Raw genomic sequence first — 19006 nt, 5'->3', positions numbered from 1 at the left:
GATTTGTTTTCGGCGAGGGTTGCTCGTGATTGTAAGTCCCCAAAAAGCATCAAGAATCCCCAGCACGCGACTGCGCTCGGCACTCATGGCCGGTGTGGCACTGTTTGGCCTGATGAGCGCGGGTCAGCTGTGGGCATTCAATCTTGACGATGTTGCAGCCAAGGCAAAGGATCTGGCCGGCCAGAAGTACGAGGCACCGAAAAGCAATCTTCCGGCGGTGTTCCGCGATATGAAGTTCGCGGACTACCAGAAGATTCACTTCCTGCAGGAAAAGGCCGAGTGGGCCGACGACAAGACTCCGTTCAAGCTGTCGTTCTATCACCAGGGCATGCATTTCGACACCCCGGTGAAGATCAACGAGGTCACCGCCACGACGGTCAAGGAAATCAAGTACGACCCGAGCCGCTTCGCGTTCGGTGACGTGCCGCACGACCCCGAGTCCACCAAGAATCTGGGGTACGCCGGTTTCCGTGTGCTTTACCCGATCAACAAGGCGGACAAGCAGGACGAGATCATGACCCTGCTCGGCGCCAGCTATTTCCGCGTCGTCGGCAAGGGCCAGGTCTATGGCCTGTCGGCGCGCGGCCTGGCCATCGACACCGCGTTGCCGTCAGGCGAAGAGTTCCCGCGATTTACCGAGTTCTGGGTCGAGAAGCCCAAGCCGACCGACAAGCACCTGGTGATCTACGCCCTGCTCGACTCTCCACGCTCCACCGGCGCCTATAAGCTGATTCTGCGCCCGGGCACCGACACCGTGGTCGACGTGCAGTCGCGCGTGTTCCTGCGTGATCACGTCAGCCGCCTGGGCATCGCCCCGCTGACCAGCATGTACCTGTTCGGCCCCAACCAGCCATCCAAAGTGCTGAACTACCGTCCGGCTCTGCATGACTCCGAAGGTCTGTCGATCCATGCCGGCAATGGCGAGTGGCTGTGGCGTCCGCTGAACAACCCGAAACACCTGGCCGTCAGCAACTTCAGTGTCGAGAACCCGCGTGGTTTCGGCCTGATGCAGCGCCAGCGTGCCTTCAGCGACTATGAAGATCTCGACGACAACTACCAGAAGCGCCCGAGCGCCTGGATCGAGCCGAAAGGCGACTGGGGCAAGGGTACCGTCGATCTGGTCGAAATCCCCACGGCCGACGAGACCAACGACAATATCGTGGCGTTCTGGAGCCCGGAAAAGCTGCCTGAGGCTGGCCAGCCGATCGAGTATGCCTACCGCCTGCACTGGACCCTCGACGAGCCGAAGTTCCAGCCGCAGGAACTGGGCTGGGTCAAGCAGACCCTGCGCTCGACCGGCGACGTCAAACAGTCCAACCTGATCCGCCAGCCTGACGGCAGCATTGCCTTCCTGGTCGATTTCGACGGCCCTGCGCTGGCCGCCCTGCCGGAAGACGCTCCTCTGCGCAGCCAGGTCAGCGTCGGCGACAACGCCGAACTGGTCGAGAACAACCTGCGCTATAACCCGGAAATCAAGGGCTGGCGCCTGACTCTGCGGTTCAAGGTCAAGGAAGCCAACAAGTCGACCGAAATGCGAGCCGCATTGGTGCGCGATGTTCCGGTCGAGGCGCCCAAGGCTGCCGAGGATGCCAAGCAGGACAAGGCGGCTGCCAAGCACGCCAAGGCCGAGAAAGCCAGTAAGGCAGATGCCGCCAAGGCCGAACAACCTGCCGCCGATGCGGCGTCCACCAACGGGGCCGCGGCCACCACCGAACAGGTGCTGACCGAGACCTGGAGCTATCAGTTGCCTGCCGATGAGTAACTCAAGCGCAAGGCCGGAATCGCTTGGCGAGTATCTGGCCCACCTCCCACTGAGCGATGAGCAGCGCGCGGAACTCGCCAGCTGCACCTCGTTCGGTGAGCTGCACCAACGCCTGGCGGCCAAACCGGCCGCCACCTCCGCCGAGGCCGTCCAGGCCTCGGTCGGCGCACGCCTGACCGTGGGCAGCGCCGCCGAGCTGGAAGACGCCGAAATGCTCGGTGTCGACGGCAACGGTCGGGTGTGCCTCAAGATCGCGCCGCCGATCCAGCGCACCCGAGTGGTTCCGGAACCGTGGCGCACCAATGTCCTGGTCCGCGTCTGGCGACGCATGACCGGCCGCACCAATGCCCCGCAACCGCCCAAACGCGAGCTGCCGCCGGCGCGCTGGCGCACGGTCGGCTCGATCCGCCGATACATCCTGCTGACCCTCATGATCGGCCAGACCATCGTCGCCGGCTGGTACATGAAGGGCATCCTGCCTTATCAGGGCTGGTCGTTCGTCGATCTTGACGAGATTCTTGCCCAGCCGCTGTGGGACACCGTGGTGCAGGTCTGGCCGTATGCCTTGCAGACCTCCATCCTGATCCTCTTCGGTATTCTCTTCTGCTGGGTTTCGGCAGGCTTCTGGACCGCCTTGATGGGTTTTCTCGAACTGCTGACCGGGCGTGACAAATATCGCATCTCTGGCAGCAGTGCGGGCAATGAGCCGATCGCGCCGGAGGCACGCACCGCATTGGTGATGCCAATCTGCAATGAAGACGTGCCGCGTGTGTTCGCCGGCCTGCGCGCAACGTTCGAGTCGGTGGCCGCCAGCGGCAACCTCGACCGTTTCGATTTCTTCGTGCTCAGCGACACCAATGACACCGACATCGCCGTCGCCGAGCAACAGGCCTGGCTGGATGTGTGCTCCGAAACCAAAGGCTTCGGGCGCATCTTCTACCGCCGTCGCCGGCGTCGGGTGAAGCGCAAGAGCGGTAACCTCGATGATTTTTGCCGTCGCTGGGGCGGCGAATACAAGTATATGGTCGTGCTGGACGCCGACAGCGTCATGAGCGGTGAATGCCTGAGTGGTCTGGTCCGTCTGATGGAAGCCAACCCGGAAGCGGGGATCATCCAGACCGCGCCGAAAGCGTCGGGCATGGACACCCTGTATGCGCGCATGCAGCAGTTCGCCACCCGCGTCTATGGTCCGTTGTTCACCGCCGGCCTGCACTTCTGGCAGTTGGGCGAATCCCACTACTGGGGCCACAACGCGATCATTCGCATGAAGCCGTTCATCGAGCACTGCGCCCTGGCGCCGTTGCCGGGCAAGGGCGCGTTCGCCGGTGCGATCCTCTCCCACGACTTCGTCGAGGCGGCACTCATGCGCCGCGCCGGTTGGGGCGTGTGGATCGCCTACGACTTGCCGGGCAGCTACGAAGAACTGCCGCCGAACCTGCTCGACGAGCTCAAGCGTGACCGGCGCTGGTGTCACGGTAACCTGATGAACTTCCGCCTGTTCCTGGTCAAGGGCATGCACCCGGTGCACCGGGCGGTGTTCCTCACCGGGGTGATGTCGTATCTGTCGGCGCCGCTGTGGTTCCTGTTCCTGGTGCTGTCGACCGCGTTGCTGGCGACCAACACCCTGATGGAGCCGCAATACTTCATCGAGCCTTACCAGCTCTACCCGCTCTGGCCGCAGTGGCACCCGGAAAAAGCCGTGGCGCTGTTCTCCACCACCATCGTGTTGTTGTTCCTGCCCAAACTGCTCAGTGTCATCCTGATCTGGGCCAAGGGCGCGACCGAGTTCGGTGGGCGCATCAAGGTGACCCTGTCGATGCTGATGGAGATGCTGTTCTCCATGTTGCTGGCGCCGGTACGCATGATCTTCCATACCCGCTTCGTGCTGGCCGCGTTCCTCGGCTGGGCGGCGACCTGGAATTCGCCCAGCCGCGACGACGACTCCACGCCCTGGAGCGAAGCGGTGCGTCGGCATGGCCCGCAGACCCTGCTGGGCTTCGCCTGGGCCGGATTGGTGGCGTGGTTGAACCCGAGCTTCCTCTGGTGGCTGGCGCCGATCGTCGGCTCGTTGCTGCTGTCGATCCCGGTGTCGGTGATTTCCAGCCGCGTGCGCCTGGGCCTGGCAGCCAAGGACGAGAAGCTGTTCCTCATCCCCGAGGAATACGCAACGCCGCAGGAGCTGCTGGCCACCGACCAGTACGCCCACGAGAATCGCTGGCACGCCCTGCGTGACGGCTTCGTGCGCGCGGTGGTCGACCCCCGGCAGAATGCCCTGGCCTGTGCCATGGGTACCGCACGCCACGGCCAGGCTGCGCCGATCGAGGCGTACCGTGACGAGCGTGTGGCCAAGGCGCTGGAAGTCGGCCCGCAAGGGCTGGACCTTGCCACCCGCCTGGCGCTGCTGAGCGACCCTGTGGCCCTGTCGCGCCTGCACGAGCAGGTGTGGGCGGGCCATCATTCGGCATGGATCGACGCCTGGCGGGCCTCGATCGACAGCGATCCGCATTCGCCGCTGTTGCCGTTGCATCCCGAGAACGAAGGCCAGCCGGCGCTCGTCGGCGCCTGATCGGTCGCATTCGCGGGCAAGCCCGCTCCTACAGGACTCGCATCGGGCCTGTAGGAGGGGGTTCAGCCGCGACGCTTTTCCCCGCCAAGACCTATTTTGGCCAACAAAGTCCCCCCCGGCGCTAGGTCCCAGGCCCGCCATGCGTTAGCATCCCTCTCCGATATTGCGCACTGCTGGGTACGGCCGTGCCTATAAAAAGATTCGTAATTTCTCTTGCTAGGGGATCTGGTGATGATCAAGAAATACCTCTCGCGGCTGCTGGTCGGTGTGACTGCGCTGGTCGCGGTCACGGCGGCGCAAGCCGGCGCCATCGACGACGCGGTCAAGCGTGGCACCCTGCGGGTGGGCATGGACCCGACCTACATGCCCTTCCAGATGACCAACAAGCGCGGCGAGATCATCGGCTTCGAAGTCGACATTCTCAAGGCGATGGCCAAGTCCATGGGCGTCAAGTTCGAGGCAGTGTCCACTGCCTATGACGGCATCATCCCGGCTCTGTTGACCGACAAGTTCGACATGATCGGCAGCGGCATGACCCTGACCCAGGAACGCAACCTGCGTCTGAACTTCTCCGAACCGTTCATCGTCGTGGGCCAGACCCTGCTGATCCGCAAGGAGCTGGCGGGCGAGATCAAGTCGTACAAGGACCTGAACAACGAGAAGTACCGCATCACCTCCAAGCTCGGCACCACCGGTGAGATGGTGACCAAGAAGCTGATGAGCAAGGCCAAGTACCATGGCTATGACAACGAGCCGGAAGCGGTGATGGACCTGGTCAACGGCAAGGCCGATGCCTTTGTCTACGATGCTCCCTACAACGTGGTGGCCGTGGAGAAGATGGGCGCCGGCAAGCTGGTCTTCCTCGACAAGCCGTTCACCTTCGAGCCACTGGCCTTCGGCCTGAAGAAGGGCGATTACGACAGCATCAACTTCATCAACAACTTCCTGCACCAGATCAAGCATGACGGAACCTACGATCGTATCCACGACAAGTGGTTCAAGAACAAGGACTGGCTGAAGGAAATGGAATAAAAGGCAGCGTCAAGCCGCAAGTTGCAAGCTGCAAGAAGAAGCGGATCAATACTCGGTCCGCTTTTTCTTGCAGCTTGCAGCTTGCGGCTTGTGCCTTTCTGGAGTGCTCCACGTGATCAAACACAAGAAAGCCCAGTGGCCCTGGCATGCGCTGACCGCGCTGGTCCTGGTGGGCCTGGCCTTCAGCATGTACCTGGCCACCTCGATGATTTCCTACGAGTGGCGCTGGAACCGTGTACCTCAGTATTTCGCCTACAAGGCGGAAGAGGTGCAGCGGGCAGCCGGCTATGGCAGCGTGCAGGAAATCGTCGTTTCCGGTGACACCGCGCGTGTCACGCTCAAGGATGAAAACGGCGATGAGCAAGTGCTCGACGTGGCCAAGGACAGCCTGCAACTGAGCCGAGGCGATGACGTCGCCGAAGGTGATCAGATCGGTGTGACCCGTCACTGGGCCGCAGGCCCCTTGGCCTGGGGCCTTTGGACGACCTTGTGGATTTCGGTGCTCTCCGGGGCGATGGGGCTGCTGATCGGCTTGGTCGCCGGGCTGTGCCGTTTGTCCAGCAACCCGACCCTGCGCGACCTGTCCAGTGTGTACGTCGAACTGGTGCGTGGCACACCGTTGCTGGTGCAGATCTTCATCTTCTACTTCTTCATCGGTACGGTGCTCAACCTGTCACGGGAGTTCGCCGGGGTAGCGGCGCTGGCGCTGTTCACGGGTGCCTATGTGGCGGAAATCGTCCGGGCCGGTGTGCAGTCGATCGCCAAGGGCCAGAACGAAGCGGCCCGTTCGCTGGGCTTGAACGCCGGGCAGTCGATGCGCCATGTGATTCTGCCGCAGGCCTTCAAGCGCGTGTTGCCGCCGCTGGCCGGGCAGTTCATCAGCCTGGTCAAGGACACCTCGCTGGTGTCGGTGATCGCCATCACCGAGCTGACCAAGAGCGGCCGCGAGGCCATCACCACCTCGTTCTCGACCTTCGAGATCTGGTTCTGCGTGGCAGGCTTGTACCTGCTGATCAACCTGCCGCTGTCGCACCTGGCCAGCCGGCTCGAGCGGAGGCTTGCGCAAAGTGATTGAAGTTCGTGACCTGCTGAAAGTCTTCGACACCCGCGGCCAGGTGGTGCGCGCGGTGGACAACGTCACCACCCAGGTGGCCAAGGGCGAAGTCGTGGTGGTGCTCGGTCCGTCGGGTTCGGGCAAGTCCACCTTCCTGCGGTGCCTCAACGGCCTGGAGCATTTCGACGCCGGGCATGTGTCCATCGGCGGGCTGTGTCTGGACGACCCGAAGACCGACATCAATGCCTACCGCCGCGAAGTCGGCATGGTCTTCCAGCACTTCAACCTTTTCCCGCACATGACCGTGCTGGAGAACCTGTGCCTGGCGCAGAAAGTGGTACGCAAGCGTGGCAAGACCGAGCGCGAGGCCAAGGCGCGAGCGCTGCTGGAAAAGGTCGGTATCGCGGAAAAAGCCAACGAGTACCCGTCGCGGCTCTCCGGCGGTCAGCAGCAGCGCGTGGCAATTGCCCGAGCCCTGGCCATGGAGCCCAAGGTCATGCTGTTCGACGAGCCGACCTCGGCGCTCGACCCGGAAATGGTCGGCGAAGTGCTCGACGTCATGAAGACTTTGGCCCAGGAAGGCATGACCATGGTCTGCGTGACCCACGAGATGGGCTTCGCCCGGGAAGTGGCCGATCGCGTGCTGTTCTTCGATCACGGCAAGCTGCTCGAGGACGCCGCGCCAGCGGCGTTCTTCGATGCGCCACGGGACCCGCGGGCCCAGGCGTTCCTGCGCCAGGTGCTGTAACCGCAGCGGCCTCTTGGCGGGGTTACCCGCGAAGAGGCCAGTACAGCGACCCATTCCTCAGATCAGAGCTTGAACCGCCCCACCAGCCCCTGCAGATGCGTCCCCAGACGCGCCAGTTCCACGCTGGAACTGGCGGTCTCCTCACTCGCCGCCGACGTCTGATCGGAAATGTCCCGCACGTTCATCACGCTCCGGTTGATTTCCTCGGCCACCGCGCTCTGCTGCTCGGCCGCCGTGGCGATCTGCTGGTTCATGGCCTGAATGGCCGAGACGGTGCGGGTGATGGTATCCAGCGAACCGCCTGCCCGGCGGGTCAGCTCGACGCTGCTGTCGGTCAGCTCGCGGCTGTTCTGCATCACGCTGGCGACGCGTTGGGTGCCATTCTGCAGGCTGGCGATCAGCTCTTCGATTTCTTCCGTCGACTGTTGCGTGCGTTGGGCCAGGCTGCGCACTTCGTCGGCGACCACTGCGAAGCCACGTCCGGCTTCGCCGGCCCGGGCCGCTTCGATGGCGGCGTTGAGGGCCAGCAGGTTGGTCTGCTGGGCAACCGACTTGATCACGTCCAGCACGCTGCCGATCTTGTCGCTTTCTGCCTTGAGCTGGTTCATCGCCTCGCTGGAGTTCACCACCTCGCCGGCCAGTCGCTCGATCTGGGCGACGGCTTCGCCGACCACGCGATCACCTTCGCGGGCTTGCTGGTCGGCCATGAGTGCGGCCTCCGACGCCTGCTCAGCGTTACGTGCCACTTCGTGAACGGTGGCGGTCATCTGGTTCATGGCGGTGGCCACCTGGTCGGTCTCCACCTTCTGGTTGGTGACCCCGGCGCTGGTCTGCTCGGTGACCGCTGACAGTTCCTCGGCGGCGCTGGCGATCTGCGTGACGCCGTCGCCGATGCCGGAGATCAGTTCCCGCAGGCGTTGGGTCATACGCTGCATGCTGGCTTGCAACTGGCCCAGCTCATCGCCCCGTTCGACTCGGGCGGTTTCGCGTAGGTCGCCGTTGGCGATGAGGTCGGCTGCGGCCAGGGTCTGGCGCAGCGGTACGACGATCTGCCGGGTGATCGACCAGGCGGCGAGCAGCCCCAGGAGCAGGGCGAGGCCGGTAGCCCCGGCCAGCAGCATCTTGGCCCGGCGAGCGCCGTCATCGCGCACCTTGGTCTGCGACAGGGTCATGGCCTTGCTGGCCTCAAGCAGAAGGCTGCCTTGGTCTGCCATGCGCTGTAGCACTTGGGGCGCCGCAGCGCCCGCGCTGCCTGCTTGCTTGAGCTCGGCGAAAGCCTGTCGGTATTGGCGCACGGCATCGAGCTGCTGTCCCAGGCGCTGGTGGTCCTGGGGTTCCTCGATCACTGCCTGCATGCGCTGGATCTGTCGTTCGAGCTGATCCAGTGCTGCCTCCAACTGCGTCACCGTGGCGCTGTCGGGATTGAGCGCATAGGCCTGGCGAGCGATGCGCAGCTCCTGAGTGTACTGGTGGATCACCGAGATGTTCCCCAGCTTGTCACCTCGATGGATGATGCTGTCCATGCCCGTCCAGCCCGTGGCGGTAATGGCCAGGGTGAGCAATAGCACCAGGCCGAACCCCAGGCCCAGTTTACGATTGACGCTTACATTCCCCAGCGATTGGGCAAACCATTGGTACATAGGTGACTCCCCGGCGATGTGGCAGCACGAATTGTTGTTGTGATGCCAGGGCATCGGCCCACGCCGGAGAAACTTGATGGCTTAAAGCTAACCGTTTGGTCAGAAAATTCGCGAAAGCAGGGCGGTGACTGCCGTTTCCACTCGCAGGATCCGGTCGCCCAGTTGCACCGGGGCCAGCCCGGCCTTGGTCAGCAGGTCCACCTCATAGGGAATCCAGCCCCCTTCAGGGCCGATCGCCAGGGTTACCGGGCCCTCCACGGCGCGCGGGCAGGCTGGGTAGGGGCCGGGATGGCCGACCAGGCCAAGGGTGCCGTGGGCGATGGCCGGCAGCCGGTCTTCGACGAACGGTTTGAAGCGTTTCTCGATGATCACCTCGGGCAGCACCGTATCGCGCGCCTGCTCAAGGCCGAGAATGAGGTTTTCCCGAACGCTTTCGGGGCTGAGGAACGGGGTTTGCCAGAAGCTCTTCTCGACCTTGTAGCTGTTGACCAGGATCAGCCGAGGCACGCCCAGAGTGGCGATGGTCTGGAACAGTCGACGCAACATCTTCGGCCGGGGTACGGCCAACACCAGGGTCAACGGCAGCTTGGCCGGTGGCGATTGGTCGAAGGCCACCTGCAGTTCGGCTTCGTGCCGTTCCAGGCGCATGACGGTGGCCTGGCCCATCAGCCCACCGATACGGCCAACGCGCAGCGTATCGCCCACTACCACGCCATGGATCTGCTGCATGTGGGTGAAGCGCCGGTCTGCCAACACGACGCGGTCGGCCGACACGAAATCGGCCTCCTCGAGCAGCAACAGATTCACGGTTGGGTCGCAGGCGGTTGGTCGTTGTGATCGTCGGCCGGTTGCTCGTCGTGACCACGTTTGCGGATCAGGCTGCCACACAGCACGCCGATCTCGAACAGCAGCCACATGGGCACGGCGAGCAGCGTTTGCGAGAAGATGTCCGGTGGCGTAAGGACCATGCCGACCACGAAGCAACCGATGATCACGTAGGGGCGGGCTTTTTTCAGGTATTTCACGTCGACCACGCCGATCCATATCAGCAGCACCACTGCCACCGGGATCTCGAAGGCCACGCCGAAGGCGAAGAACAACGTCATGACGAAGTCGAGGTAGCTGGCGATGTCGGTCATCATCGCCACGCCATCGGGTGTGGCAGCGGCGAAGAACTTGAACATCAGCGGGAATACCAGGAAATAGGCGAAGGCCATGCCGGCGTAGAACAGCAGGATGCTCGACACCAGCAGCGGGATGGCGACGCGCTTTTCATGGCGATACAGCCCAGGTGCGATGAAGCCCCAGATCTGCTGGAGAATGAACGGAATCGCCAGGAACAGCGAGACGATCATGGTCAGCTTGAACGGGGTCAGGAACGGCGAGGCCACATCGGTGGCGATCATCGTCGCATTGGCCGGCAGGTGGTCGCGCAGCGGCGCCGACACCAGGGTGTAGATCTGCTGGGCGAAGGAGAACAGCCCGGCAAAGATCAGGAAGATCACCGCCACGCAACGTAGTAGGCGAGTTCGCAGTTCGGTCAGGTGCGAGACCAGCGGCATGGGCTGGTCGTGTTCCGGATTATCGCTCATGGGGCTCGCGGCGGTTGGGGCTGTTCGGGCTGCTCAGGTGCGCTGACCGGCGCTGCCGGCGTGCTCGGCGCATCGCTCGCGTTGGTAGCGGGTGCCTGAGCAGGTGGCGTCTGCGGGTTGAGGATGCGCTTGGCTTCCTGTTCCATCTGCAGGATGTGCTCGTTGTGCAACTGACGACGGATATCGTCAGCGCCGATTTCGCGCTCGACTTCCATCTTGATGGTATTGAAGCTGCGCTTGAGCCGACCGACCCACAGTCCCGCCGTACGCGCCGCACCCGGCAGGCGTTCGGGACCGAGCACCAGCAGGGCGACCAGGCCGACGAGCAGCAACTCGCTGAAGCTGATGCCGAACATGGGTCAGTCTTTCCGTTGTGGCTCTTGGACCGGCTGGGCCTGGCCCTCGATGGTGTGGCCCTGGTTCTGCGGGGCGCTGGTTTGCTGTTGGGCAGACTGCACCGGTGGCACGGGCTGGGCCGGTGGCGGGGTTGGCTCGGCAGGTTTGTTTTCCTCGTCGCTCATCGCCTTGCGGAAGCCCTTGATCGATTCGCCCAGGTCGCCGCCGAGGTTCTTCAGCTTCTTGGTGCCGAATACCAGCACGACGACGATCAGCAGGACGATCCAGTGTTTCCAGTCAAAAATACCCATGGTGTTCTCCTAGAACGCTTGTAGTCAGGCCGACGGTTGCCGGGCGGCTTTTTCATCGTGGCCCGAGAGGCCGAAACGGCGCTCCAGCTCGTCGAGCACGGCTTGTGGGTGCTGGCCCAGGGCGCTGAGCATCACCAGGCTATGAAACCACAGGTCGGCGGTTTCATAGATGACATCGCTGCAATCGTGGCTGATGGCGGCATCCTTGGCGGCGATGATGGTCTCGACGGACTCTTCGCCGAGCTTTTCCAGAATCTTGTTCAGACCCTTGTGGTACAGGCTGGCCACATAGGAGCTGTCGGGGGCCGCTTGCTTGCGTTGCTCCAGCACTTCGGCCAGGCGGGCGAGGGTGTCGCTCATGTCAGTGTCCTGCGTTGTAGATGGCGTGCGGGTCCTTCAGGACCGGGTCGACGGTATTCCACTGGCCGTTCTCGAAGACGCGATAGAAGCAGCTTTCGCGGCCGGTATGGCAGGCGATGTGGCCCAGTTGCTCGACCATCAGGATGATCACGTCGGCATCGCAGTCCAGGCGCATTTCGTGCAGCTTCTGGATATGGCCGGACTCTTCGCCCTTGCGCCACAGCTTGCCACGCGAGCGCGACCAGTAGATGGCGCGTTGTTCGGCGGCGGTCAGCGCCAGCGACTCACGGTTCATCCAGGCCATCATCAGCACGCGTCCGGTCTTGTGGTCCTGGGCGATGGCCGGTACCAGCCCGTCGCTGTTCCACTTGATCTCGTCCAGCCAGTCTTTCATCGTCGACTCCAAAACGGGCCCGCTCCCGTACCGGGCCCTTTGCGCTAGTGTGCCAGTCAGCGGCGTTGCTGGCTATTGGCGCACGATCAGGTAAAGGCCAGCGGCCAGCATCAGCCACGCCGGCCAGGCAACGGGGGCGGCCAGGCTGGCCGCTTCGGCGGCACCCGTGGCCAGCACCGCACCGCCGCCGAGCAGCCCGGCGCCGAGCAGGCGCAGCGCCCAGCGGTCGCCCTGACGACGGCGCTCCGGCAGTTCCGGGTCTTGCAGGTGGGGTTGCGACAGGCGCTCGAGCAGGTCGCGGGTCATGCCGGCCAGGTGCGGCAATTGTTCAGCCTGACTGTAGAGGTTGCCGAATACCGCCTTGGGGCTCATGCGCTCGCGCATCCAGCGCTCCAGGAAGGGTTTGGCGGTGCTCCACAGGTCCAGATCGGGGTACAGCTGACGGCCCAGGCCTTCGATGTTGAGCAAGGTCTTCTGCAGCAGCACCAGCTGCGGCTGGACCTCCATGTTGAAGCGCCGGGCGGTCTGGAACAGGCGCATCAGCACCTGGCCGAAGGAGATGTCCTTGAGCGGCTTCTCGAAGATCGGCTCGCACACGGTGCGGATCGCCGCTTCGAATTCGTTGACCTTGGTCTGCGCCGGTACCCAGCCCGAGTCGATGTGCAACTGGGCGACGCGGCGATAGTCGCGCTTGAAGAACGCGATCAGGTTGCGCGCCAGGTAGTCCTGATCCTCGGCGGTGAGGCTGCCGACGATGCCGCAGTCGATGGCGATGTATTGCGGGCTCCACGGTTTGACCGTGCTGACGAAGATGTTGCCGGGGTGCATGTCGGCATGGAAGAAGCTGTCGCGGAACACCTGGGTGAAGAACACTTCCACCCCACGCTCGGCCAACAACTTCATGTCGGTGCGCTGATCGGCCAGGGTCGCCATGTCGGTGACCGGGACCCCGTAGATGCGTTCCATCACCAGCACCTTGGGCCGGCACAGGTCCCAGTAGACCTGGGGCACGTACATCAGCTCCGAGCCCTCGAAATTGCGCCGCAGCTGGCTGGCGTTGGCCGCCTCGCGCAGCAGGTCGAGTTCGTCGTAGATGGTTTTCTCGTAGTCGCCGACGATTTCCACCGGATGCAGGCGACGGGCATCGGCCGAGGCGCGTTCGGCAGCCTTGGCGATCAGGAACAGCCAGGCCAGGTCCTGGGCGATCACAGGCTTGAGGCCTGGGCGCACCACCTTGACCACCACTTCCTCGCCACTTTTCAGGCGTGCGGCGTGCACCTGGGCCACCGAAGCCGATGCCAGTGGTTCGACGTCGAAGCGGCTGAACAGCTGGGCGACCGGCGCACCCAGTTGTGCCTCGATCAGCGCCACGGCGCGCTTGGGGTCGAAGGGCGGGACTCGGTCCTGCAGGAGCATCAGCTCATCGGCGATGTCGTTGGGCAGCAGGTCACGGCGGGTAGACAACAGCTGGCCAAACTTGATGAAGATCGGCCCCAGGTCCTGCAAGGCCAGGCGCAGGCGGGCGCCGCGGCTAAGCTCCGAGGCCTTGCGCGGCAGCCAGCGCCAGGGCATCAGCAGGCGCAGGCCCATCAGCCACCAAGGCAGCGGCAGGTCGAACAACAGGTCATCGAGACGGTAGCGGATCACCACACGCTGGATGCGAAAAAGACGGCGGACGGCGAGCAGCTTCATGCGTTATCGCTGGTATCAAGGTGGCGGGAGAGGCGCTGCAGGCGCGCCTCGAGTCGTTCTATGTCGAGCTTGAGGGCATCGAGTTCGCTGAAGGCGGCTTCGCCTTCGCGTCTGCCGACCAGGGTGCGGGACTCTTCGGCCAGGTACTCGGAAAGGTTCTGGCTGAAGCGCGCCAGGCCCTGGCGGGTCCAGCGCGCACGCAGGCGTACATGGCCGGCCAGCAGCGAGGTGGCGACCGGACCGAGCCAGCGTTGCAGTTCGTGTTCCCAGTCCAGCTCCAGGTCCTGCAGGATGCCGAACAGGTCGAGCAGCACGGCGCTGTCGCCATGCAGTTCGACCTGGGGACTGTGCAGCACGGCCGTCTTGTCACCGGCCACGGCCAATTGCACCAGGCTACCAGCCGGGGCGCGCAGGCTGCAGTGAACCTCGCCTTCCCAGTGGCCGGCGAGCATCAGCCCGTCGTCATCGGGCAGGATGAATACCTGCAAGGCCGGCTGGCGGCAGTCGATCTCGATGACCTTGCCTTCCAGCGCAGCCAGGCGTGGCAGAGCCGTGCTGTCCATGCGCAGGACCCGGTTCAAGCCATGTTCGACGCTGGCGAGCAGCCCGGCCAGGAGCATCAGGGCTTGATTCCCCGGTGCACGGCGACGATGCCGCTGGTCATGTTGTGGTAGGTCACGCGGTCGAAGCCGGCGTCGACCATCATGGCCTTGAGGGTTTCCTGGTCAGGGTGCATGCGAATCGACTCGGCCAGATAACGGTAGCTTTCCGAATCGTTGGTGATCAGCTTGCCGGCCAGCGGCATGAAGGCGAACGAGTAGGCGTCGTAGGCCTTGGACATGAACTTGTTGGTCGGCTTGGAGAACTCCAGCACCAGCAGGCGACCACCCGGCTTGAGTACCCGCAGCATCGAGCGGATGGCCTCGTCCTTGTGGGTGACGTTGCGCAGGCCGAAGGCGATGGTCACGCAGTCGAAGTGGTTGTCCGGGAAGGGCAGCTTCTCGGCGTCGGCCTGGACGAACTCGATGTTGCCCGCCACGCCGCGGTCGAGCAGGCGGTCACGGCCGACCTTGAGCATCGATTCGTTGATGTCGGCGAGCACCACCTGGCCGGTCGGACCGACCAGGCGCGAGAACTTGGCGGCCAGATCGCCGGTACCGCCGGCAATGTCCAGCACGCGGTTGCCGCTACGCACACCGGACAGCTCGATGGTGAAGCGCTTCCACAGGCGGTGCATGCCGCCGGACAGCACATCGTTCATCAGGTCGTACTTGGCGGCCACGGAGTGGAAAACCTCGGCGACTTTCTTCGCCTTCTGGCTTTCGGGCACATCCTGGTAGCCGAAATGGGTGGTGGGTTCGGCGTGTTCGCCTTTGCGCTGGTCGTTCATATCGCTTCACCGGAAAAAATTACCCGCCATTCTAGGGTGAACCGGCGGATTTGTCTTGGCGGGGTGTACCGCCCGCCGGGCACGGGCATAATGCGTCCATTGTCTTTTCAGTACAGGATCGCCTGCATGACTCAGATCAGCGTCGAACGCAAACATTCCCTTGGTCGCGACGCCGCCCGGGCCAAGGCCGAAGCGCTGGTGGACAAGCTGGCCCGCGAATACGATCTCAAGGCCACCTGGAACGGCGACCGGGTCGATGTGGCGCGCAGCGGTGCCAGCGGCAGCGTGCAGATATTCGATGATCGCATCCGCGTCGACCTCAAGCTGGGCATGATGCTGTCGATCATGGGCAGCAGTATCAAGAGCGAAATCGAGCGGGCGCTGGACAAGGCCCTGGCGTGATCGCCTCACCTTAGGGTGAAGATTCTAAATTCGGTCTCTACCTTATGCTCAAGCCCGACCCCCCGGGCGCATCCTCCCTCCCTGAACGAGCAAGAGGCAATGAGCATGGCCAACGTGAACGCGAAGAAAAAGGACGACGCCACAGGCACCCTGGGCGAGGTGCGTGGCTACGCGCGCAAGATCTGGCTGGCAGGTATCGGTGCTTACGCGCGGGTCGGCCAGGAAGGCTCCGATTACTTCAAGGAGCTGGTCAAGGCTGGCGAAGGTGTCGAAAAACGCGGCAAGAAGCGCGTCGACAAGGCGCTGGGCGCGGCCAACCACCAGATCGAGGAAGCGACCGAGCAGGTCAGTCGCGTGCCGGGCCGTGTGGAACTGCAACTCGACAAGATCGAGCGGGCGTTCGACGCACGGGTGGGGCGCGCCTTGAATCGCCTCGGCATTCCGTCTAAACATGACGTTGAGGCGTTGTCCATCAAGCTTGAACAGCTGCATGAGCTGCTCGAGCGCGTCGCGCACAAACCATAAGGAGAGCAGGATGGCTGGCAAGAAGAACACCGACAAAGAAGGCAGCTCCTGGGTCGGCGGGATCGAGAAGTACTCCCGCAAGATCTGGCTGGCGGGCCTGGGTATCTACTCGAAGATCGACCAGGATGGTTCGAAACTGTTCGACTCCCTGGTAAAAGATGGCGAGAAGGCCGAAAAGCAGGCGAAGAAGACTGCCGAAGAGGTGACCGAAGGCGCCAAGGCCTCGACCACCTCCCGTGTCTCGGGGGTCAAGGATCGCGCACTGGGTAAGTGGAGCGAACTCGAAGAAGCTTTCGACAAGCGCCTGAACAGCGCCATCTCCCGCCTGGGCGTGCCAAGCCGCAACGAGATCAAGGCCCTGCACCAGCAGGTCGACAGCCTGACCAAGCAGATCGAGAAACTGACCGGCGCCTCGGTGACCCCGGTTTCTTCGCGCTCGGCAGCGGCCAAGCCTGCGGCCGGCAAGACCGCAGCCAAGCCACTGGCCAAGGCTGCAGCCAAGCCTGCGGCTAAAGCGGCCGCGGCCAAGCCAGCGGCGAAAAGCGCAGCGGCGAAACCGGCTGCGAAGACGGCAGCGGCAAAACCTGTGGCCAAGCCTGCGGCCAAAGCGGCAGCCAAGCCAGCGGCCAAACCTGCTGCGGCGAAGAAGCCTGCGGTGAAAAAAGCGCCGGCCAAGCCTGCTGCGGCGAAACCGGCAGCACCGGCGGCCAGCGCCGCTCCGGCTTCCAATGCGGCACCTGCGCCAAGCGCAGCGCCGGAAAGCGCTGCTACCCAGGCCTGATATCGCGTAGGGCCTTTCGCGGGGACAGGTACTCCATCGTTCTCTGGGGCGGTGGTGTACCTGTGGGAGCGGGCTTGCCCCGCGAAGGGCGCACTGCGTAGTCGCAGACCTACCCTTCCAGATACCGCTGCGCCAACTGCTCCGCCGCCTCCCGCGCCGGTGCCTGCAGATGCGGCACCACCAGCATCATCACCTGGTACACGACGATCCCCACGTCTCCCTCACGCCCGAGCACCCGCTGGTAATCCAGCGAGAACAGCAGGGTCAGGCTGATCTGCTCCACCAGCTGGCCCAGTGCCTGGGTCTCGCTCACCACCTGTCCCTGGCTCTTGAGGCTGGCCAACAGGGCCGCCAGCGTACGCTTGAGCGCATTGATCAGGTTGCGCATGCCACGCGCCAGCTTGGGCAGGCGACCGGTCAGGTTGGACAGGTCCTGGAACAGGAACCGGTACTGCGCCATACGCTCGACGATCAGGTGCAGGAACAGCCAGTAGTCCTCGGCATCCAGGCGCACCTCGAGCGGAGGGTCGAGCAATGGCAGCAGCGCTTCCTCGAAGCGCTCGAACAAGCCCAGGACCAACGGCTCCTTGCCGTGGAAGTGGTAGTACAGGTTGCCAGGGCTGATGCCCAGTTCGTTGGCGATCTCCAGGGTCGAGACGTTGGGTTCGCCCTGCTGGTTGAACAGCTGCAGGGCGCAGTCGAGGATTCGGTCGCGGGTCTTCATCCGGGGCGTTTGCTCATCGCGCGCGTACATAACTGCCAGGCGCCGGGCCCAGCGTTGGGTAGGTGGCGTTGCCCAGGTCCGTGCGTGGCGCTTTGAGCGGGCCGGAGCGGGCCGTGATCCACTCCAGCCACACTGGCCACCAACTGCCTTCGCGACGCTGGGCATCGTGGGACCATGCGCGGGGATCGCTTGGCAGCGCAGGGTTGTCGAGATAGAAAGCCTTGGGATTGCCAGGTGGATTGATGATGCTCTGGATATGCCCGCTGTTGGCCAGCACGAAGCGCCGGTCGCCGCCGAGCAACAGGGCCGAGCGGTACACCGCGTCCCAGGGGGTGATGTGATCGTTGCTGCCGGCGACGGTGAAGCTGTCCAGGTTCACCTGGCCCAGGTCGATCGGCGTGCCGCACACCTCCAGCCCGGCGGCGTGGGTCAACGGGTTGTGCTTGAAGAAGTCCAGCAGATCACCGTGCAGGGCCGCAGGCAGGCGGGTGTTGTCGGCGTTCCAGTAGAGAATGTCGAAAGCCGGTGGCGCCTTGCCGAGCAGGTAGTTGTTGACCCAGTAGTTCCAGATCAGGTCGTTGGGCCGCATCCAGGCGAAGATTCGCGCCACCTCGGCGCCGTCGAGCACGCCGCGTTGGTAAGAGCGACGCTTGGCGGCTTCGACGGTCTGTTCGTCGGCGAACAGGCTGGCGGGGCTGTCGAACTGGCTGTCGAGCAGGCTCACCAGGTAGGTCGCGCTGCGGACCCGGCGCAATTGGCGCTTGGCCTGCAGATGCCCCTGCAGTGCGGCCATGGTCAGGCCACCGGCGCAGGCGCCCATCAGGTTGGGGTCGCGATTGCCGCTGATGCTGCGACACGCAGCCAGGGCCTGCTCCAGGGCCTCGACGTAGCTCGACAGCCCCCATTCGCGGTGGCGCGGTTCGGGGTTGCGCCAGCTGACCATGAACACCTGTAGGCCGTTCTTGAGCATGTACTGGACGAAACTGTTGCTCGGACTCAGGTCGAAGATGTAGTACTTGTTGATCTGTGGCGGGATCACCAACAGCGGCCGGGCATGCTGCTTCTCGCTCATCGGCAGGTACTGGATCAGCTCGAGCAGCTCGTTGCGGTACACCACCGCCCCAGGTGTCGTGGCGAGATTGCCGCCGACCTCGAAGGCGCGATCGTCCACCTGGCGGGGCAGGCCGTGGTTGTGGCGCAGGTCGTCGATCAGGTGGGCGACACCGCGTACCAGGCTCTGACCGCCCGTGTTGAACAGCTCCTTGACCGCCAGTGGATTGAGCAGCGAGTTGCTCGGTGCCAGGGCATCGTTGAGCAGGTTGAACAAGAAGTGCACCCGGGCCCGGTCGTCGGCGTCGAGCTGGCTTTCCTCGATCCACAGGCGGGTCTGGCGCTGCCAGGCCAGGTAGGCCTGCAGGCCACGGCGGTAAAGCGGATTCTGGGCCCAGGTCGGATCGTTGAAGCGTGCGTCCCGTGGGTTGGGCTGCAGCGGCGTGTCACCGAGCATGACCTTGCCCAGCTGGCCGCCCAGGGCGAGCATGTGGCGGGCGGTGTGCAGCGGGTTGCGCAGCCCGTGGCGACCGATGTGGCGCAAGGTCGAGAACAGGTCACGGCCACGCAGGCCGACCATGGCGTTGTGTACGTTCATCTGGGTGGCGGGAAGCGATGGCGTTCCTTTGGCCGGTTTGTCTTTCATG

At 63.9% G+C, this 19006-nt stretch carries 20 protein-coding genes; 8 read left to right on the top strand and 12 right to left on the bottom strand.

All coding sequences use genetic code 11. The features are described 5' to 3' along the window. Positions 1-25: 25 nt before the first annotated feature. The 5 genes from E2H86_RS03845 to E2H86_RS03825 all read left to right on the top strand — a co-directional run bounded on the left by E2H86_RS03845 (position 26) and on the right by E2H86_RS03825 (position 7162). Positions 26-1762, top strand: a complete 1737-nt coding sequence (locus tag E2H86_RS03845; protein WP_207955609.1) for a glucan biosynthesis protein G — start codon at positions 26-28, stop codon at positions 1760-1762. Then, positions 1755-4328: a glucans biosynthesis glucosyltransferase MdoH gene (gene mdoH / locus E2H86_RS03840; RefSeq protein WP_133324880.1), complete on the top strand. Its 2574-nt coding sequence runs from the start codon at positions 1755-1757 to the stop codon at positions 4326-4328. Before E2H86_RS03845 ends, mdoH begins: the two co-directional genes overlap by 8 nt. A gap of 234 nt (positions 4329-4562) precedes the next feature. Further along, on the top strand, positions 4563-5360 hold the full coding sequence (locus E2H86_RS03835) for a transporter substrate-binding domain-containing protein (RefSeq protein ID WP_133325163.1): 798 nt from the start codon (positions 4563-4565) through the stop codon (positions 5358-5360). Between the two features lie 112 nt (positions 5361-5472). Further along, positions 5473-6435: an amino acid ABC transporter permease gene (locus E2H86_RS03830; protein ID WP_133324878.1), complete on the top strand. Its 963-nt coding sequence runs from the start codon at positions 5473-5475 to the stop codon at positions 6433-6435. After that, entirely contained in the window at positions 6428-7162 is a 735-nt protein-coding gene (locus E2H86_RS03825; RefSeq protein ID WP_133325162.1) for an amino acid ABC transporter ATP-binding protein, read from the top strand. The genes E2H86_RS03830 and E2H86_RS03825 overlap by 8 nt, the downstream gene beginning before the upstream one ends. A 62-nt stretch (positions 7163-7224) precedes the next feature. Here E2H86_RS03825 and E2H86_RS03820 read toward each other — a convergent pair whose 3' ends face one another. The 10 genes from E2H86_RS03820 to ubiE all read right to left on the bottom strand — a co-directional run bounded on the left by E2H86_RS03820 (position 7225) and on the right by ubiE (position 14877). Next, a complete protein-coding gene (locus E2H86_RS03820) occupies positions 7225-8802 on the bottom strand; it encodes a methyl-accepting chemotaxis protein (protein ID WP_133324876.1) in 1578 nt (525 codons plus the stop codon). Between the two features lie 99 nt (positions 8803-8901). Beyond that, entirely contained in the window at positions 8902-9609 is a 708-nt protein-coding gene (locus E2H86_RS03815; RefSeq protein WP_133324874.1) for a 16S rRNA (uracil(1498)-N(3))-methyltransferase, read from the bottom strand. Further along, complete coding sequence (tatC, locus tag E2H86_RS03810; RefSeq protein ID WP_133324872.1) at positions 9606-10394, bottom strand: twin-arginine translocase subunit TatC; 789 nt, start codon at positions 10392-10394, stop codon at positions 9606-9608. The genes E2H86_RS03815 and tatC overlap by 4 nt, the downstream gene beginning before the upstream one ends. Beyond that, positions 10391-10750, bottom strand: coding sequence for a Sec-independent protein translocase protein TatB (tatB, locus tag E2H86_RS03805; protein ID WP_133324870.1), 360 nt, complete (start codon positions 10748-10750; stop codon positions 10391-10393). The genes tatC and tatB overlap by 4 nt, the downstream gene beginning before the upstream one ends. Positions 10751-10753: 3 nt before the next feature. Then, positions 10754-11041, bottom strand: coding sequence for a twin-arginine translocase TatA/TatE family subunit (locus tag E2H86_RS03800; protein ID WP_133324868.1), 288 nt, complete (start codon positions 11039-11041; stop codon positions 10754-10756). 24 nt (positions 11042-11065) lie between these two features. Continuing rightward, on the bottom strand, positions 11066-11401 hold the full coding sequence (locus tag E2H86_RS03795; protein ID WP_133324866.1) for a phosphoribosyl-ATP diphosphatase: 336 nt from the start codon (positions 11399-11401) through the stop codon (positions 11066-11068). A 1-nt stretch (position 11402) separates the two neighbouring features. Next, entirely contained in the window at positions 11403-11795 is a 393-nt protein-coding gene (gene hisI, locus E2H86_RS03790) for a phosphoribosyl-AMP cyclohydrolase (RefSeq protein ID WP_133324864.1), read from the bottom strand. A 72-nt stretch (positions 11796-11867) separates the two neighbouring features. Then, positions 11868-13487 (bottom strand): ubiquinone biosynthesis regulatory protein kinase UbiB, encoded by a 1620-nt coding sequence (ubiB, locus tag E2H86_RS03785; protein WP_133324862.1) that lies wholly within the window; start codon positions 13485-13487, stop codon positions 11868-11870. Continuing rightward, positions 13484-14107, bottom strand: a complete 624-nt coding sequence (locus E2H86_RS03780; protein WP_133324860.1) for a ubiquinone biosynthesis accessory factor UbiJ — start codon at positions 14105-14107, stop codon at positions 13484-13486. The genes ubiB and E2H86_RS03780 overlap by 4 nt, the downstream gene beginning before the upstream one ends. After that, on the bottom strand, positions 14107-14877 hold the full coding sequence (ubiE, locus tag E2H86_RS03775; RefSeq protein WP_133324858.1) for a bifunctional demethylmenaquinone methyltransferase/2-methoxy-6-polyprenyl-1,4-benzoquinol methylase UbiE: 771 nt from the start codon (positions 14875-14877) through the stop codon (positions 14107-14109). The genes E2H86_RS03780 and ubiE overlap by 1 nt, the downstream gene beginning before the upstream one ends. 126 nt (positions 14878-15003) lie before the next feature. On the opposite strand from ubiE, the gene E2H86_RS03770 reads away from it, so the two are divergent. The 3 genes from E2H86_RS03770 to E2H86_RS03760 all read left to right on the top strand — a co-directional run bounded on the left by E2H86_RS03770 (position 15004) and on the right by E2H86_RS03760 (position 16585). Continuing rightward, the gene (locus E2H86_RS03770; protein WP_133324856.1) at positions 15004-15279 is read left to right on the top strand and encodes a polyhydroxyalkanoic acid system family protein; all 276 of its coding nucleotides are present in this window, start codon (positions 15004-15006) and stop codon (positions 15277-15279) included. A 105-nt stretch (positions 15280-15384) separates the two neighbouring features. Continuing rightward, positions 15385-15804 carry a phasin family protein gene (locus E2H86_RS03765; protein ID WP_133324854.1) on the top strand — a complete coding sequence of 140 codons (420 nt, stop codon included), beginning with the start codon at positions 15385-15387 and terminating at the stop codon, positions 15802-15804. A gap of 10 nt (positions 15805-15814) precedes the next feature. Continuing rightward, positions 15815-16585: a phasin family protein gene (locus E2H86_RS03760; RefSeq protein ID WP_133324852.1), complete on the top strand. Its 771-nt coding sequence runs from the start codon at positions 15815-15817 to the stop codon at positions 16583-16585. Between the two features lie 109 nt (positions 16586-16694). Here the strand turns inward: E2H86_RS03760 and E2H86_RS03755 are convergent, their stop codons facing one another. Together E2H86_RS03755 and phaC are read right to left on the bottom strand one after the other, a co-directional pair. Then, on the bottom strand, positions 16695-17309 hold the full coding sequence (locus E2H86_RS03755; protein WP_133324850.1) for a TetR/AcrR family transcriptional regulator: 615 nt from the start codon (positions 17307-17309) through the stop codon (positions 16695-16697). 13 nt (positions 17310-17322) lie between these two features. Then, on the bottom strand, positions 17323-19005 hold the full coding sequence (phaC, locus tag E2H86_RS03750) for a class II poly(R)-hydroxyalkanoic acid synthase (RefSeq protein ID WP_133324848.1): 1683 nt from the start codon (positions 19003-19005) through the stop codon (positions 17323-17325). Position 19006: the final 1 nt, after the last annotated feature.

Source organism: Pseudomonas putida, from assembly GCF_004357765.1.
Classification (GTDB): Bacteria; Pseudomonadota; Gammaproteobacteria; order Pseudomonadales; family Pseudomonadaceae; genus Aquipseudomonas; species Aquipseudomonas putida_U.
This window is presented reverse-complemented; position numbering and strand designations above follow the sequence as displayed.